The sequence below is a fragment of the Oricola cellulosilytica genome (assembly GCF_019966575.1).
Lineage (GTDB): Bacteria > Pseudomonadota > Alphaproteobacteria > Rhizobiales > Rhizobiaceae > Oricola > Oricola cellulosilytica.
The window spans coordinates 49,041-62,252 of the sequence record NZ_JAINFK010000007.1; the positions used below are offsets into that span (position 1 = coordinate 49,041).

The 13,212-nt window shown below is 62.4% G+C and carries 16 protein-coding genes; 13 read left to right on the plus strand and 3 right to left on the minus strand.

Features of this window, described 5'->3' with window-relative positions:
- Window positions 1-14: 14 nt before the first annotated feature.
- From LC298_RS18070 to LC298_RS15930, 6 genes are read left to right on the plus strand one after another with little or no spacing between them, the layout of a single operon-like run.
- Complete coding sequence (locus LC298_RS18070; protein ID WP_263289235.1) at window positions 15-140, plus strand: hypothetical protein; 126 nt, start codon at window positions 15-17, stop codon at window positions 138-140.
- 23 nt (window positions 141-163) lie between these two features.
- Complete coding sequence (locus LC298_RS15910) at window positions 164-1,123, plus strand: S1C family serine protease (protein WP_158284803.1); 960 nt, start codon at window positions 164-166, stop codon at window positions 1,121-1,123.
- Window positions 1,116-1,307 (plus strand): DUF6494 family protein, encoded by a 192-nt coding sequence (locus tag LC298_RS15915; protein WP_131570989.1) that lies wholly within the window; start codon window positions 1,116-1,118, stop codon window positions 1,305-1,307. The genes LC298_RS15910 and LC298_RS15915 overlap by 8 nt, the downstream gene beginning before the upstream one ends.
- Before the next feature lie 17 nt (window positions 1,308-1,324).
- The gene (locus LC298_RS15920; protein ID WP_131570984.1) at window positions 1,325-2,074 is read left to right on the plus strand and encodes a biotin/lipoate--protein ligase family protein; all 750 of its coding nucleotides are present in this window, start codon (window positions 1,325-1,327) and stop codon (window positions 2,072-2,074) included.
- Window positions 2,067-3,113, plus strand: a complete 1,047-nt coding sequence (locus LC298_RS15925; RefSeq protein WP_131570981.1) for a DUF6352 family protein — start codon at window positions 2,067-2,069, stop codon at window positions 3,111-3,113. Before LC298_RS15920 ends, LC298_RS15925 begins: the two co-directional genes overlap by 8 nt.
- A gap of 14 nt (window positions 3,114-3,127) precedes the next feature.
- Window positions 3,128-3,427 carry a hypothetical protein gene (locus LC298_RS15930; RefSeq protein WP_131570978.1) on the plus strand — a complete coding sequence of 100 codons (300 nt, stop codon included), beginning with the start codon at window positions 3,128-3,130 and terminating at the stop codon, window positions 3,425-3,427.
- A 3-nt stretch (window positions 3,428-3,430) separates the two neighbouring features.
- On the opposite strand, the gene LC298_RS15935 is transcribed toward LC298_RS15930, so the two are convergent.
- Window positions 3,431-5,473, minus strand: coding sequence for a 4Fe-4S dicluster domain-containing protein (locus LC298_RS15935; protein ID WP_131570975.1), 2,043 nt, complete (start codon window positions 5,471-5,473; stop codon window positions 3,431-3,433).
- 83 nt (window positions 5,474-5,556) lie between these two features.
- On the opposite strand from LC298_RS15935, the gene LC298_RS15940 reads away from it, so the two are divergent.
- Genes LC298_RS15940 through LC298_RS18220 form a run of 3 tightly spaced genes read left to right on the plus strand, consistent with a single transcriptional unit; the run spans window position 5,557 to window position 7,266 of the window.
- Window positions 5,557-6,102 carry a DUF3305 domain-containing protein gene (locus LC298_RS15940; protein WP_131570972.1) on the plus strand — a complete coding sequence of 182 codons (546 nt, stop codon included), beginning with the start codon at window positions 5,557-5,559 and terminating at the stop codon, window positions 6,100-6,102.
- Window positions 6,095-6,781, plus strand: coding sequence for a DUF3306 domain-containing protein (locus LC298_RS15945; protein WP_131570969.1), 687 nt, complete (start codon window positions 6,095-6,097; stop codon window positions 6,779-6,781). The genes LC298_RS15940 and LC298_RS15945 overlap by 8 nt, the downstream gene beginning before the upstream one ends.
- Before the next feature lie 56 nt (window positions 6,782-6,837).
- Window positions 6,838-7,266: a GFA family protein gene (locus LC298_RS18220; protein WP_131570966.1), complete on the plus strand. Its 429-nt coding sequence runs from the start codon at window positions 6,838-6,840 to the stop codon at window positions 7,264-7,266.
- Between the two features lie 131 nt (window positions 7,267-7,397).
- On the opposite strand, the gene LC298_RS15955 is transcribed toward LC298_RS18220, so the two are convergent.
- The gene (locus tag LC298_RS15955) at window positions 7,398-7,694 is read right to left on the minus strand and encodes a DUF3144 domain-containing protein (protein ID WP_131570962.1); all 297 of its coding nucleotides are present in this window, start codon (window positions 7,692-7,694) and stop codon (window positions 7,398-7,400) included.
- Between the two features lie 114 nt (window positions 7,695-7,808).
- On the opposite strand from LC298_RS15955, the gene apbC reads away from it, so the two are divergent.
- The 4 genes from apbC to LC298_RS15975 all read left to right on the plus strand — a co-directional run bounded on the left by apbC (window position 7,809) and on the right by LC298_RS15975 (window position 12,187).
- Window positions 7,809-8,978, plus strand: a complete 1,170-nt coding sequence (gene apbC / locus LC298_RS15960; protein WP_131570959.1) for an iron-sulfur cluster carrier protein ApbC — start codon at window positions 7,809-7,811, stop codon at window positions 8,976-8,978.
- A gap of 909 nt (window positions 8,979-9,887) precedes the next feature.
- Window positions 9,888-10,595 carry an ABC transporter permease gene (locus tag LC298_RS15965; RefSeq protein ID WP_131570956.1) on the plus strand — a complete coding sequence of 236 codons (708 nt, stop codon included), beginning with the start codon at window positions 9,888-9,890 and terminating at the stop codon, window positions 10,593-10,595.
- Window positions 10,588-11,334 carry an ATP-binding cassette domain-containing protein gene (locus LC298_RS15970; RefSeq protein ID WP_131570953.1) on the plus strand — a complete coding sequence of 249 codons (747 nt, stop codon included), beginning with the start codon at window positions 10,588-10,590 and terminating at the stop codon, window positions 11,332-11,334. Before LC298_RS15965 ends, LC298_RS15970 begins: the two co-directional genes overlap by 8 nt.
- A 19-nt stretch (window positions 11,335-11,353) precedes the next feature.
- Window positions 11,354-12,187 carry an ABC transporter substrate-binding protein gene (locus LC298_RS15975; RefSeq protein WP_131570950.1) on the plus strand — a complete coding sequence of 278 codons (834 nt, stop codon included), beginning with the start codon at window positions 11,354-11,356 and terminating at the stop codon, window positions 12,185-12,187.
- 6 nt (window positions 12,188-12,193) lie between these two features.
- Here the strand turns inward: LC298_RS15975 and LC298_RS15980 are convergent, their stop codons facing one another.
- Window positions 12,194-13,078, minus strand: coding sequence for a substrate-binding domain-containing protein (locus tag LC298_RS15980; protein ID WP_131570947.1), 885 nt, complete (start codon window positions 13,076-13,078; stop codon window positions 12,194-12,196).
- Window positions 13,079-13,212 lie beyond the last annotated feature (134 nt).

Consider the following 13,212-nt stretch of genomic DNA (forward strand, 5'->3'; position numbering starts at 1 on the left):
GAGATTACAGCACCATGAAAGCCTTCCTTCTCAGCATCGTCGTCATGCTGGTTGTCGCCTTGTCTGCAGCCTATCTCGTCGATGATTACGTCGCGCGCGACGCGGACACGGAATTCGTGAGCGACAACGTCCGTCTGTAATGAAAAAACCGCGGCAAAACAGGATGTTGACGTCAGGTCTTGCCGCTGTCGTCCTGCTGTCCGCAGCGGGATTCTCGCACGGGGCTGAATGGCGGAATGACATCGCCGACCGAGCCAAGCGGTCGGTGGTCGCCGTCATTCCCGTTTTGCCGCGTGATGCGGTCAACAATGATGAACCGGAAGGAACGGGGTTTCCCGTCCGGGACGGAAATACCATCCTGACCGCTGACCATGTGCTCGGTCCGGCCACGTCCGTCCGCCTGCGGCTTTCGGATCGCCGTATGATGGATGCGGAGATCGTCGTGCGCGATCCGGAGACGGACATGGCCCTGCTGCGCATCTCCGAACGCATCACGCCGCTTCTTCTCGACGGGAAAGTCACTCCTGGTGATGACGTCTGCGTTGCAGGCAACGCGTTCGGTCTCGGCATCAGCCTGACATGTGGAATCGTTTCCGCCACGGAAATTCGCGGAATCGGGTTCAACCGAATCGAGGATTTCGTGCAGACCGATGCTGCAGTAAATCCGGGGATGTCGGGCGGACCCCTGTTCTCTCGGGCTGGCCGGGTGGCCGGCATGGCCAGCGCGATTTTCACCAAGGAGCGGGATGGCAATCTCGGCGTGAACTTCGCGGCGTCGATCCGCATGATCGAGGCATTCCTGGCAGACGGACTCGATGGCTCGATCGACCGCCGCCCGCAGGGTTTGCTGCTGAGGGCTGAGGAAAATCGCGGCGAGAACGGCAGGATGAGGGCCAAGATCGTTCGCGTCGTCGCGGGTTCACCGGAGGAGGGCGGCGGATTGCGGCAGGGCGATTTTCTGATTGCGATCAACGGGCTTGCCGTCAAAGGGCAGGCGGACTACCTGTTTGCCACCATGCTGTTTCCGGCGCCCGACACGCTGATCTATACGATCGTGCGGGACGGCAAGACGCAGTCAATCCCGATAACAAGTCAAATGGAGGAGGAAATCCGCGATGAGTGAAGAAGCCTTCAACATGTCGCTCCGCAAGTTCCTTAAGCAAGTCGGCGTGACGTCGCAGCGCGAGATAGAGGAGATCGTGCGTTCCGGAAACGCCGGCGGCGGGAAGCTCAAGGTCAAGATGGTCCTCACCGCCGAAGGAACACCACTGAACCATGTGGTCGAGGGCAACATCGAACTGCCATAGGCGTTCTCAGCAATCCGATGACAACAGACGCACCCGAACTCCCGCCGGCGTTCAACGGCATGCTCGTGCCGCCGGACATTGCTCCCATTGGCGCCGCCGCCGAAGGCGTGGCCGCGGGGCGTCTTAGCGCGGGCGATGTGCTGTGGTCGGCGCGTGACGACCGCGCATCCGCTGCCTTCGTCCTCGAACCGGACGTCCCGTTGGAGCGGGCAGCCGAGATGCTTCCGGTTCTTATGGTCGCCATCGGGGATGCGCTCGGCGCGATCGGGCCGCCTAACCTTGCACTGACGTTTCGCTGGCCGGGGACCATTCTTGCCAACGGCGCGGTCGCAGGGGAGGTTCAGGCTTTCGTATGGCCGGGCCGTGCACCCGAGGAGATCCCGGACTTCCTGGTCGTCGCATTCGATATCGCGCTGACGGAATCGGCAGACGGTTCCGAGCCGGGCCATGATCTGGGGTCGACATATCTGCACGTCGAAGGCTGCGGCGATCTCGACCGGACGATGGTTATCGAGGCGGTTGCGCGGCACTTCCTGTCCTGGATCGACGGATGGCAGCAGGATGGATTCGGTGCGGCGCATGCCTCGTGGACCGGGCGGGCGCATGACCGGAATGCGGACGTGACGGTTGATTTTTCAGGGCGGCAGGTGCACGGCAAGTGGCTCGGGCTGGACGAGAATGGCGGCCTTCTCGTGAAAACCGCGAACGGCGGACAGACGCTGGCGCTGTATGAGACAATCGGGGAAAACGAGAAGGCCGATGCCTGAAATGCTGACAGAGGAAAAGCCGAAGTCACTTGTCTGGAAGTCCTCGGGCCTGCACCTGACGCACCGGCTTGCCAATGGCTGGCTTGCGGTGACGCCCGATATCATGCGCGCCTACTACACCCGGCCGGAAATTCACCCAATCGAGGAAAGCTGCCCGGCCGAGCATGCGCTGTTCGAGAAACTGATGGACGATCCGATGGCGGCAGTCGACGAGAGCGAGATTCTCGCCATCGCCGACGCTGATGCGGCCGACAATTACCGCCTCGTTCTCAATTACAGGGACCATCTGGTGTCGCACGGTTCCGTCGAGGCCGGTTACCGGGCGTTTTTCGTGGCGGGCGCGCCGACAGTGCCGCCGCTTTTCCTCGAGCAACTGGCGCACATGATCGTCTCGAACATCCTCGACGGCGAGACCGACCCTTTCACGGTTCGGGCCGCTGAACTCTTCTTTCGCGAGCAAAAGGCGACGACTACCGACGGGCAGCTGATGCTGGCGGATGCGGAAGTCGTCGAGATGTATTCGAGGGACGGCGGCATGGGCGGGCTCGGCGCGCTGCTGGCCGAGGCAGGCACGCCGCTGCGCGAAGTCTCGCTCGACGTCATGACCGAAGAGAATGCGCCGCAGTACTGGGCGCGGGCAGACCAGTTCAATTTCGCCATCGATTTCCGCTTCACCGAGCGGGCGCCGGATGCACTCGCCGGCGTGATCGGGCGCTGGATCGGGCATTTTTACGGAACGCCGGTGCGTGTCCAGGCGATGCAGTCCGTGCGGGACGAGCGCTGGTCCTGGCATGTGGGGCTCGACGCGACCGCCTCGGCGATTCTCAACGCGCTCTACGAGGGCAAGACCCTGGACGAAGCGATGCAGGAGCGCATGGTGGCGCTTTTCCGGGTCGAGTTCCTTGACCCTTCGAGGCTCGTGGAATCGATGCGCGGCAAGCCGGTCTATCTCGGCCTTGCGATGAACGACGACAATCTGATCCGGCTGAAACCGCAGAACCTGCTGGTCAATCTGCCGGTCGAAACCATACGGCAATAGGGGCAACGAGCATCATGTCAGCACAAACCAAATCCACCTCCAGCAACCTGCTCGGCCGCCTGCTCGCGGTGGCGATCGCCATTGTGCTGGCGCTTGCCGCCTACTGGCTTTGGCAGACCCAGGTGGACAACCGCCCCGCCGAGCCGCTCCAGCCCCGCACGCTAGAGGAGATCGGGACGCCGGATGCGGTTACGGAATGCATCGTTGACCGTGTCGGCGAGATCAACGCGCTCGTCGCCGACGGCCTGATGAGCGACGAGGCCGCCGAAATCTCGCGCCAGCGGGCCCGCTCGCTCTGCAGCCAGCAAAACTGACGATCAGTCGTCCGACAGGAAATCGTCGACGCTCAGTCCCGCTTTCCCGGCATTGAGGTAGTCGTCGGTCGTGCGTATGCGCGGACGCTTGGCGATCTCGAACGGGTCCGCGCCGCCTTCCGACAACGCGTCGAGCCGGCACTCCTCGCACATGTGGATGAGGGAGCTGCGTTCCTCGCTCTCGTACATCCAGTGCTTGCCGCTCAGCTTTTCGGCCAGGCGGTCGAGCATGCCCTTGGCCGCGAACGGCTTGCCGCAGCGCGTGCATTCGGCCGGCTCGTCCTCGTTCAGGGTGACAGGCTGCATCGCCGACGGCGAAAGATTGTAGCGCGCCTCCAGCGTGATCGCCGTCTCCGGGCAGGTCGCCGCGCAGATGCCGCACTGGACGCACGCGGTCTCGACGAAACGCAGCTGCGGCTTTTCCGGATTGTCGCGGATCGCATCGGCCGGGCAGGCGGACACGCAGGCCATGCAGAGCGTACAGGCGGCGGTGTCGACGTGGATCGTGCCATAGGGCGCCGAGGCGGGCAGCGGCAGGAGTTCGCCCTTCGCCTTGCCGTGCTTGGCGAGGACCGCGATCGCGGCAGTCGCGACTTCGCGCTTCCCGCCGACCGGCGTCGAAGCGACCCGGGCGATCTCTCTTGCCGGCTTCAACTCATGGAGCGTTGCCTCCACCGCGTCCGGGTCGGTCTCAAACAGCACCTCGAGCCTGCGGGCGCCGAGGCCGATTCCGTCGAGCAGCGCGGTGGTCAACGCGATTTCTTCGCCAAGCGCATGGTATTCCTCGGGCTTGCGCGGATCGCCGAGCACAAGGACATCGCGGAACCCCGCCGCCAGCGCCGAGACGATCGCATCGTGGCCGACGCCCGACGCCGAGTGGATCTCGAAGGGCAGCACATTCACCGGCAGGCCCTTGCCGAAGCGCGCCATGGCGTTGATCAGCGGCGCGCCATGGCTCGCATCGTGCAGCAGCAGGACCGGCGATTTTCCACCGGCGTCGAGATAGGCTGAAACCAGCGCCTGCAGCCGCGCGATCAGGGTGGCGCGCGCCGGATAGTCGTAGGAAACGGCGCCGGTCGGGCAGTGGGCGGAGCAGTTGCCGCATCCGCCGCAGATCCCGGCGTCGATCTCGACGATATCGCCGTTCGGCACGATCGCGCCGGGCGGGCAGTTGTCGAGGCATTTCGTGCAGCCGGTGATCTTCGAGCGTTCGTGGGCGCAGATCGAAGGGTCGTAGCGCACATAGATCGGCTTCTCGAACTCGCCGACATACTCGCCGGCGTCGATGACCGCGCGCAGCACGGCGGCCGGATCGCCGGGATCGGCGCGGAAATAGCCGTCGCGCCCCTCGGTGCGGGCAAACAGTGGCGCGGACCCGGTGATGTCGAAGATCACGCTGCAGGTCGACTTCGCGCCGTCTCGCGGCATCGCGAATTCGGGCTTTACGCGCGACGACGGCAGCATGCCGGCATAGCCGTCAATCGACACTTCGAACGCGCCGAGCGAACCCGTCGCGGTCGTGATCCTTCCCGCGAAGACGGGGAAGTCGAGCACTTCCGGCAGGAGCACCTCGTCATGGCCGCCAGTCAGCAGCAGCGTGACCGACAGCGACCGGTTCAAAAGCGCGGCCGCATCGAAGGCGGACTGGCCGTCACCCATGACCAGACAGAGCCCGTCGCTCTCGATCGTCCGCAGCCGGGCCGGCTGGCCGGTCACATTGGCGGCGGCGAGCAGCGCGGCGATCTTCGGCGATGCGGCCTTCCGGTCTTTCGTCCAGCCCGCGTTTTCGCGTATGTTGACGTAGTCCGGCACCGGAAGGCCTGATTCCTCGGCGATCTCCGAGAAAAGCGGACTTTCCTGGGTGCAGGCGACGCAGAGCGGGCGGCCCGACTGCAGGTGTTTCTCGTAGGAGGCGACCTCGCTGCGGCAGAGGCGGGAGTGGAACTCGACCGCGCCATAGCCGGCCTGTTTCGCGAGCAGTTCATGGTCGAGAACCATGGTTTTCTCGCAATCGCAAAGCAGGAGGGTTTTGTCCTTGGAATCCATCGGGTTACTCTTGTTGTTCGGCTGCGCTAACTTATTGTTCCAGACGCAGGTGGCAATGTTTTTCGGCCACCGGGAGAAAACATTTGGCCCGTGAGCTTTCCATCATTGTCGGCGTCCTTGCCGAGAAGCGCAAATCCGCCTCCCGGTGGGCGGACGATTACTGGATTCCGGTCGGCATAATGCCGGCTCCCAAGGGGTTCTCGGCGGGCGATGTGCTGTTCAGCGACGAGACCGTGACACGTTACTTCATGGGGACCTCCGAACTCAATTGCCACGCGGCGGAGACCGAGGCTTATGTGCACAATTTCAACAGCCGCACGCCGGCGCTTTATGTCGTCCTCAGCGCCGATTCGGAAGGGAATCATCCGCTGCCCTGGTTCGTCCAGTCTGTCACGGCCTCGCCCTACCATGCGCAGGATTTCGAGGACAGTGCCGAAGACATCGTGGAGCGCGTCGCCATGCCGCCGGAAATCGCCGCCGCAATTCGCGAATTCACGGACACGTATCACGTTGAAGAACCGTTCAAGAAGCGCCGCCGCGACAAGCTGAAGGTCGAGGACCAGAAATTCGGCAAGGAGCCGATCTTCATGGATCGCTCCCGCGCGCCCGGAGGCAAGCTCGATGGCTGAGGAACCTGTCAGGGAGCGCGGTTTTCTCGCGCGCTGGTCCCAGCGCAAGCGGGCCGCTGTCGAGGAAGACGTTCCCACAGAGACAGGGCCGGACGCATTGCCGGCCGATGACACCGAAACCGAAAAGCAGCCGGAGGCCGTCGATGAGGCGCTGGCCGCCGAGCTTGAGGAGAACAGGCTTGCGGCGGAGGCCGTCGACATCGACAGCCTTTCCTACGAGGACGACTTCAAGGTGTTTCTCAAGAGGGGCGTGCCGGAGGCGCTCAAGAAACAGGCGCTGCGCAAGCTTTGGCGGTCCAATCCCATTCTCGCCAATCTCGACGGACTGAACGATTACGACGACGATTTCGGCGATCCCTCGGCCAACGTCTACAAGTCGCTATGGGCGCTGGGACGAGGGTTCCTCAGCGAGGCCGAACAAAAGGCGCAATACGCGGCGGGCCGTTTGACCATGCCGGAGCCAAGCGAAGACGCTGCGGAGGCGTTGGCCGGGACCGGCGAACCAGAGCCGGACTTTGAAGCTCCGGCGGAGTCGCCTGAAGCCGAGGACAAATCAGACGGTCACCAGGCGGAGGAGGTTGCGGTCGCCGAAGCGGAAGAGGCGGCCCCTGATTCGGAGCAGGAAGAGGAAGACGCCGCGCCGCGCCGCGTTTCCATTCGCCGACGTCTCGAAGGTTAAGCTCAGGACCTATTAATCCGGGCAAACCAGATACAATTCGGAGTTTGAGGTCACCTATGTCCGATATATCCGGCCGTTGCCTTTGCGGTGCATTGACTTGGAGTTCGAGCGGTCCAATTTTGTGGAGCGCCCTTTGTCATTGTGAAGATTGCCGCCGCGCGGCATCATCTGATTATGTAAGCTGGTTTGGCGTCTTGCGTTCAACCGTGTCTTGGTCGGGTCCCCGAAAATTTTATCGGTCTTCGCCAAAAGTCATGCGCAGTTTCTGCGGCCAATGCGGAGCTCCCGCCTCTTTCGAATCAGAGATTTTCCCAGACGAAACGCATCTGTATGCGGCAACACTTGATAAGCCCAATTTATACCGGCCTACAGCACACTTCTTCTGGTCGGAGCATCTCCCATGGGTGACAGTTCGTGATGATCTACCTAAGCACCAAAAGGGCCTCCAGCACGCGGCACAGTCTGGAAAGGATCTGCTGAAATAGTTCCCTTTACAGTGCGATCGGATTCACGATGGTGAGGAGGATCGCGCATGTCACGTTGTTTAGGGTCAGCAATCAATCTCGCCGCAACGATCATCTTTTCGATATGAGTCCTGATCCAGGGAAAGGGCCGTTCAGACCGAAGGGTCCGCAAGGTGATTGCGTAGCATCTCCTTATAGTTACCCGCCATTTCTTCGATGAATTTTTCCTGGTCGTCGACCTCCACGACATTCTTCGCGACGAAGGCATTGTAGCGCGCGGCCGCGAACAGGAACGCCATGTGGATTTCCGAGGCGAGCGTGGTCTTGTTCTCCCGGTTGGCAACGTCGATGAACTTGTCGGCCATCTTGAGGAAGGCAGTGGTGTCGAGTGTCGCCGCACCTTCCGCGCGCGCGGCGCGCCGTTCTTTTCTGTTTGGTGGTGTGGCCAAGCCGCGCTCCCCGATTTATCAGTCCCAATCGTCGTCTGCGACAGGGTTACCCCATTGGATGTGCATATCAAATGGCCTATCTGCAAAGACAAATGGAATTTGAAGGAAATGACCGTGGCAATCGACAAGGCGCTTATCGTTGAGCAGCTCAAGCGGGTGAAGGGCCCCGATCTCACCGGAAACATCGTCGATCTGGGATTGGTGTCGGAGATCGTCATCGCGGGACCGAAGGTTTTCTTTTCGGTCACCGTCCCGGCCGACCGCGCCGAAGACCTCGAACCTTTACGCGAGGCGGCCGAGAGGGCCGCCATGACTGTGGAAGGTGTCGAGAAGGCCTCGGTCGTGCTCACCGCCGCGAAGGAAGGCGGTTCGCCGGATCGTCCGGTGCGGCCGGCTCCCAAGCGAAGCCAGGCCGATGCGGTTCCGCCGCCAATGGCGGCGCACGCACGCGGTCAGGCATCCGGGCAGCCGAAGAAACCTGCCGGCGTGCCCGGCATCAACGCCATTATTGCGGTGGCGTCCGGCAAGGGCGGTGTCGGCAAGTCCACGACATCGGTAAATCTGGCGCTGGCCCTGCAAGGTCTCGGTCTGAAAGTCGGTATTCTCGACGCCGATATCTACGGCCCGTCCATGCCGCGCCTGCTGCGCATTTCCGGCCGGCCGCAGACAGTGTCCGGCCGGATCCTGAAGCCGATGGAAGGCTACGGCCTGAAGGTCATGTCGATGGGCTTTCTCGTCGACGAGGAAACGCCGATGATCTGGCGCGGACCGATGGTGATTTCGGCATTGAACCAGATGCTTTCCGAGGTCGAATGGGGCGAACTCGACGTGCTCGTGGTCGATATGCCGCCCGGCACCGGCGATGCGCAGCTGACGATGGCGCAAAATGTGCCGCTTGCCGGAGCTATCATCGTGTCGACGCCGCAGGATTTGGCGCTGATAGATGCCCGCAAGGGTCTCAACATGTTCCGCAAGGTCGAGGTTCCGCTTCTCGGCATCGTGGAAAACATGAGCTACTTCATCTGCGACAAGTGCGGCGAACGGCACGATATATTCGGCCATGGCGGCGCGAAGAAGGAAGCCGAGCGGATAGGGGTTCCGTTCCTCGGCGAAGTGCCGCTGACGATGGACATTCGCGAGAAGTCGGATGACGGAACGCCGATCGTCGTCTCCGATCCGGACAGTCCGCACGCCGCCGTCTACCGGTCTATCGCGGAGAAAGTGCAGGACAGGTTAAAGGAAGAGCGAGCCATGATGCCGGCGCCGAGCATCGTCTTCGACTAGCCTGCAGCATCTCTCTGCCGTCGGGCAGGGGCTCTCCGAGTCCGCCTTGGCCTTCTCGTGCCGGCCTCCCGAAGGGAGAAGGATTCCGGGACGTTGATAAGTTTTTGCCCGGGTTTCTCTAACCCTTTGTTCGGTCTCGTTATTTTATTTTTTCCGCCTGGTTTCCATCCACACCTCTGAAACTTCCCGCATACTTGCCGGACGTTCCTCCACGGGAAGCCGGGTTCATGGACCGGATGGCCAGGCGGAGGGATGCGGTGCCGGCTGGGGCGTGCGGTTCACGCCTGGCAAGAGCTTACGGCCGGGCCCTAGCCTTCAGCTTTTCGGCCGGTCCCACGGGACCGCGAGCCGTGGCCGGGAGGCGGGTGAGCAACCGGCTGGCGGTCGATCCGATCGCACCAAACCTATTCACAGAAGCGTGACGACGACCGCCCGCTTCCCATGAATGTTTCAATGGCCAGACTGGAGACAGGGCGTGGCAAGAAAGAGGCACGCCCGCAAGGGGCCCATCAGCGAGGGCGTAGCCCGAAGCTTAAGGATGGGACAGAAGACTCGGCCCATCAGCGACGAATGAAATGAGGAGCTTAAAGGTGGGACAAAGAACCGGCGTGGCAACGGAGAGGCATGTGTCGATACCTAAATCCCGGCCGCAGCCAAACCCAAGATCGTCATCCTCGGGCTTGACCCGAGGATCCATGGACCAAAGGCGCGGTTCAGCCGTGGATCCTCGGGTCAAGCCCGAGGATGACGGGGGGCGGGCATCAACGCGAAGCGGAGTAACGCTTAACGATGGGGCGGACCAACCGGGCGGAATTCTCTCAAGCAAATCCACCGATCAGGACGCGGACTGTCTTGTGCGCGGAGTCACGATGTGCAAAATTTACGTTCTGAGGAGTCAACACGTAAAAAATGCAGGATTTTGCAGAAGCCTTCACGGTCGCATTCGGCCTGGTCGGAGCGCTCGATGCCGATCTGGTCGAGATCGTCGTGCTTTCGCTCCGCGTCAGCCTGGCCGCGATGGTGGTGTCGTGCGTCATCGGATTGCCGCTCGGCGGCTGGCTGGCGATCTCGAGGTTTCGCGGGCGAGGGGTCATGCTGGTGGTCGTCAACGCCCTGATGGGCCTGCCGCCGGTGGTCGTCGGCCTGATGGTTTACTTGAATTTCTCTCGCGCCGGGCCGTTTGGCTGGCTTGGCCTCCTTTATACCCCGACCGCCATGATTGTCGCCCAGACGATTTTGATCACGCCGATCATCGCCGCGTTGTCGAGGCAGGTGCTGGAGGATCTGAACACCGAATATGCGGAACAACTGCGTTCGCTGAACGTAACGGGTTTCAGGGTCGTCCGGACGCTGGTGTGGGATGCCCGCTTTCCGCTGTTGACCGTCGCGCTTGCCGGTTTTGGCCGCGCGGTCGCGGAAGTCGGCGCCGTGATCATCGTCGGCGGCAATATCGACCACCTGACGCGGGTCATGACCACCGCGATCGCGCTTGAGACCTCAAAGGGCGATCTGCCGATGGCTCTGGCGCTGGGCATCGTGCTGCTGCTGATCGCGCTCGGGGTGAACGCGCTCGTCATGAGCCTGCGGGCAACGGCCGCGCGGTACGCCTATGCTTAGGGCGGTGATCGACCCTCCGGCCCCTGCTGCCCCCGAAGGGGCGGCATCCACTCGGCTGCGGACGCGCAACATCGTCCTGAAGATCGACGGCAAATCCGTGCTCGACGGTGTCACGCTCGATTTCGATCCGGACAGGCTCACCGTCATCATGGGCCCGAACGGAGCCGGCAAGAGCCTGCTGCTGCGCATCCTGCACGGTCTCCTGAAGCCCACTGGCGGTGAAGTGAGTTGGGGAGGCGGCCCTGCCGGACCGCCACGCCAGGCCATGGTTTTCCAGAAGCCGGTTCTCCTGCGCAGGTCGGTTGCCGCCAATATCGATTATGTGCTGCCGAAATCCGAATGTCGCGACGGCGAGGAGTGCGCCGGGCTCCTTGCGCGCGTCGGTCTTGCGCACAAGGCGCGGCAGGCGGCGCGTCTTCTCTCCGGGGGAGAGCAGCAGCGACTGGCGCTGGCAAGGGCGCTCGCCACCAAACCCGAGGCCTTGTTCCTCGATGAGCCGACCGCCAGCCTCGATCCGCCGTCCGTCCTCATGATCGAGCAACTGGTGAAAGAGATACAGAGCACGGGAACCAAGGTGCTGTTCGTGACCCATGACGTCGCACAGGCCCGCCGGCTGGCCGACGACGTGGTCTTCCTGCATCGCGGATGTGTGACGGATCACGCACCCGCCGCAGATTTCTTCGGCGGAGCCTGTTCGCCGGTTGCCGCCGATTTTCTGGCCGGCAAGATTGTCATCTGAAAGAACTCGGGGAGAAGGGATGAAAAAAGTCATTTCAGCAATGCTTGCGTCGCTGGGACTGGCGTGGGCTTTTCACAGTCAGGCGCCGGCCGCCGACAGGGCCATTCTCGTCCAGTCGACGACATCGACGGCGAATTCCGGTCTCTACGATCACATCCTGCCGATCTTCACGGAGGCCACCGGCATCGCGGTGAACGTAGTCGCGGTCGGAACCGGTCAGGCGATCAAGAACGCGCAAAACTGCGATGCGGACGTCCTCCTCGTTCACGCCAAGCCGGCGGAAGAGAAATTCGTCGCGGACGGCTATGGCGTGAAGCGCTTCGATCTCATGTACAACGACTTTATCGTTGTTGGTCCCAAGGACGATCCGGCCGACATCTCCGGAATGTCCGACGTTGGCTCAGCGCTCAAGAAGATCGCCGAAAGCGGATCTGTCTTTGCGTCGCGCGGGGACGATTCCGGTACCTACAAGGCGGAACTCGGACTTTGGAAGTCCGCTGCCGTGAACCCTGCTGCGGCGTCCGGCGCATGGTACAGGGAGACTGGATCGGGTATGGGCGCGACCCTGAATGCCGCCGTCGGCATGGGCGCCTATACTCTGGCCGACCGCGCGACCTGGATCAGTTTCGGCAACAAGGGTGACTTCGAGATCATGGTCGAGGGCGACAACCAGCTCTTCAACCAGTACGGCGTCATCCTCGTGAACGGAGATGTCTGCCCGAACGTGAAATCCGCCGAGGGAAAGAAGTTCGTCGACTGGCTGCGGTCGAAGGACGGTCAGACGGCAATCGCCGAATTCACCGTCGGCGGCCAGCAACTGTTTTTCCCCAATGCCGGAGACGGCGCGACGTAAGTCCGCTCAGTCCGCCGATCCGGCATTGAAATGCACGGTTGCGAAGCCCGAGAAATCGTAACCGGCAAGCGCTGCGGTCTTCTGTTGGAAGGCCACGCTCCGGCAAAACGCCAGAAACCGCTGAAACGGCGGCTCGAACCAGTGTGGCCGGCTGACGAGCAGGTCGAATCGTTCCTCGACGATGGGGACGAAGGGCAGTCCGTGCTGGTCGGCGACATGGCGGAGGCCGAAAGTGACGTCTGCCGCGCCATCCTGAACCGCCATCGCAGCATCGACCTCGGTTCGCGAGACGATGGATGCGTCTTCCTCACCGACGGAAACACCAGCCCTTTCGAGCAGATGGCAAAGCAGTCGCTGGGTCCCGGACATCGGCTGACGCCAGGCGATCCGGCGGCCACCCATATCCTCGAGGTTCTTGATCGCAGGGGCCGCTTCCGGATTGGCGATCAGTCCGCGTTCGCGCCGCGCCCATTCAACGAGCACCGCATCGGCATGTTTGAAGCGCTGTGCGACCAGCGGAATATTCCATTCCCCGCTGTCCGGCTCGAAAACGTGCAACCCCGCTGCAATCCCTTCACCGCCTTCGAAACGATCCAGCCCGTCGCCGCTGCCGTCGAAATAGGTCGCGATCCCACAGCCGGATTCGCGCAGCGCCCAGTCCAGGACCGGATCGTGGCTCCCGAGCAGAACCGGCGGCCGTGCCGTCGGATTTACCGTCTCGGGTACGGTGCTGCTCTGCTCGATCCATTGCTCGATTGCCTCGCGCGGAAACAGCAGTTTGCCGGTCGCCTTGGTGAAGGGCACCTTGGCGGAATTGACGAGGTCATAGACCTTGCGTTCCTTGATGCGCAACAACTCGGCGAGTTCGCGCGTGGTCAGAAAATCGGGCATTCATCCGTCCCGGTTGAATCTCGCCTGATGTTGCACAGCATGATCCGCGCGGCAATCCGGTCATGGGGATGCATCCTGCGGCAAAGCTTGAACTCGGGCATATTTTCATTAGGACTGAGGGCGTTCACCCCTGC

Excerpts from the sequence above, each read along its gene's own strand:
- LC298_RS18070 (WP_263289235.1), top strand. The coding sequence starts at position 15 with ATGAAAGCCTTCCTTCTCAGCATCGTCGTCATGCTGGTTGTCGCCTTG.
- LC298_RS15910 (WP_158284803.1), top strand. The coding sequence starts at position 164 with ATGTTGACGTCAGGTCTTGCCGCTGTCGTCCTGCTGTCCGCAGCGGGA.
- LC298_RS15915 (WP_131570989.1), top strand. The coding sequence starts at position 1,116 with ATGAGTGAAGAAGCCTTCAACATGTCGCTCCGCAAGTTCCTTAAGCAA.
- LC298_RS15920 (WP_131570984.1), top strand. The coding sequence starts at position 1,325 with ATGACAACAGACGCACCCGAACTCCCGCCGGCGTTCAACGGCATGCTC.
- LC298_RS15925 (WP_131570981.1), top strand. The coding sequence starts at position 2,067 with ATGCCTGAAATGCTGACAGAGGAAAAGCCGAAGTCACTTGTCTGGAAG.
- LC298_RS15930 (WP_131570978.1), top strand. The coding sequence starts at position 3,128 with ATGTCAGCACAAACCAAATCCACCTCCAGCAACCTGCTCGGCCGCCTG.
- LC298_RS15935 (WP_131570975.1), bottom strand. The coding sequence starts at position 5,473 with ATGGATTCCAAGGACAAAACCCTCCTGCTTTGCGATTGCGAGAAAACC.
- LC298_RS15945 (WP_131570969.1), top strand. The coding sequence starts at position 6,095 with ATGGCTGAGGAACCTGTCAGGGAGCGCGGTTTTCTCGCGCGCTGGTCC.
- LC298_RS18220 (WP_131570966.1), top strand. The coding sequence starts at position 6,838 with ATGTCCGATATATCCGGCCGTTGCCTTTGCGGTGCATTGACTTGGAGT.
- LC298_RS15965 (WP_131570956.1), top strand. The coding sequence starts at position 9,888 with ATGCAGGATTTTGCAGAAGCCTTCACGGTCGCATTCGGCCTGGTCGGA.
- LC298_RS15970 (WP_131570953.1), top strand. The coding sequence starts at position 10,588 with ATGCTTAGGGCGGTGATCGACCCTCCGGCCCCTGCTGCCCCCGAAGGG.
- LC298_RS15975 (WP_131570950.1), top strand. The coding sequence starts at position 11,354 with ATGAAAAAAGTCATTTCAGCAATGCTTGCGTCGCTGGGACTGGCGTGG.
- LC298_RS15980 (WP_131570947.1), bottom strand. The coding sequence starts at position 13,078 with ATGCCCGATTTTCTGACCACGCGCGAACTCGCCGAGTTGTTGCGCATC.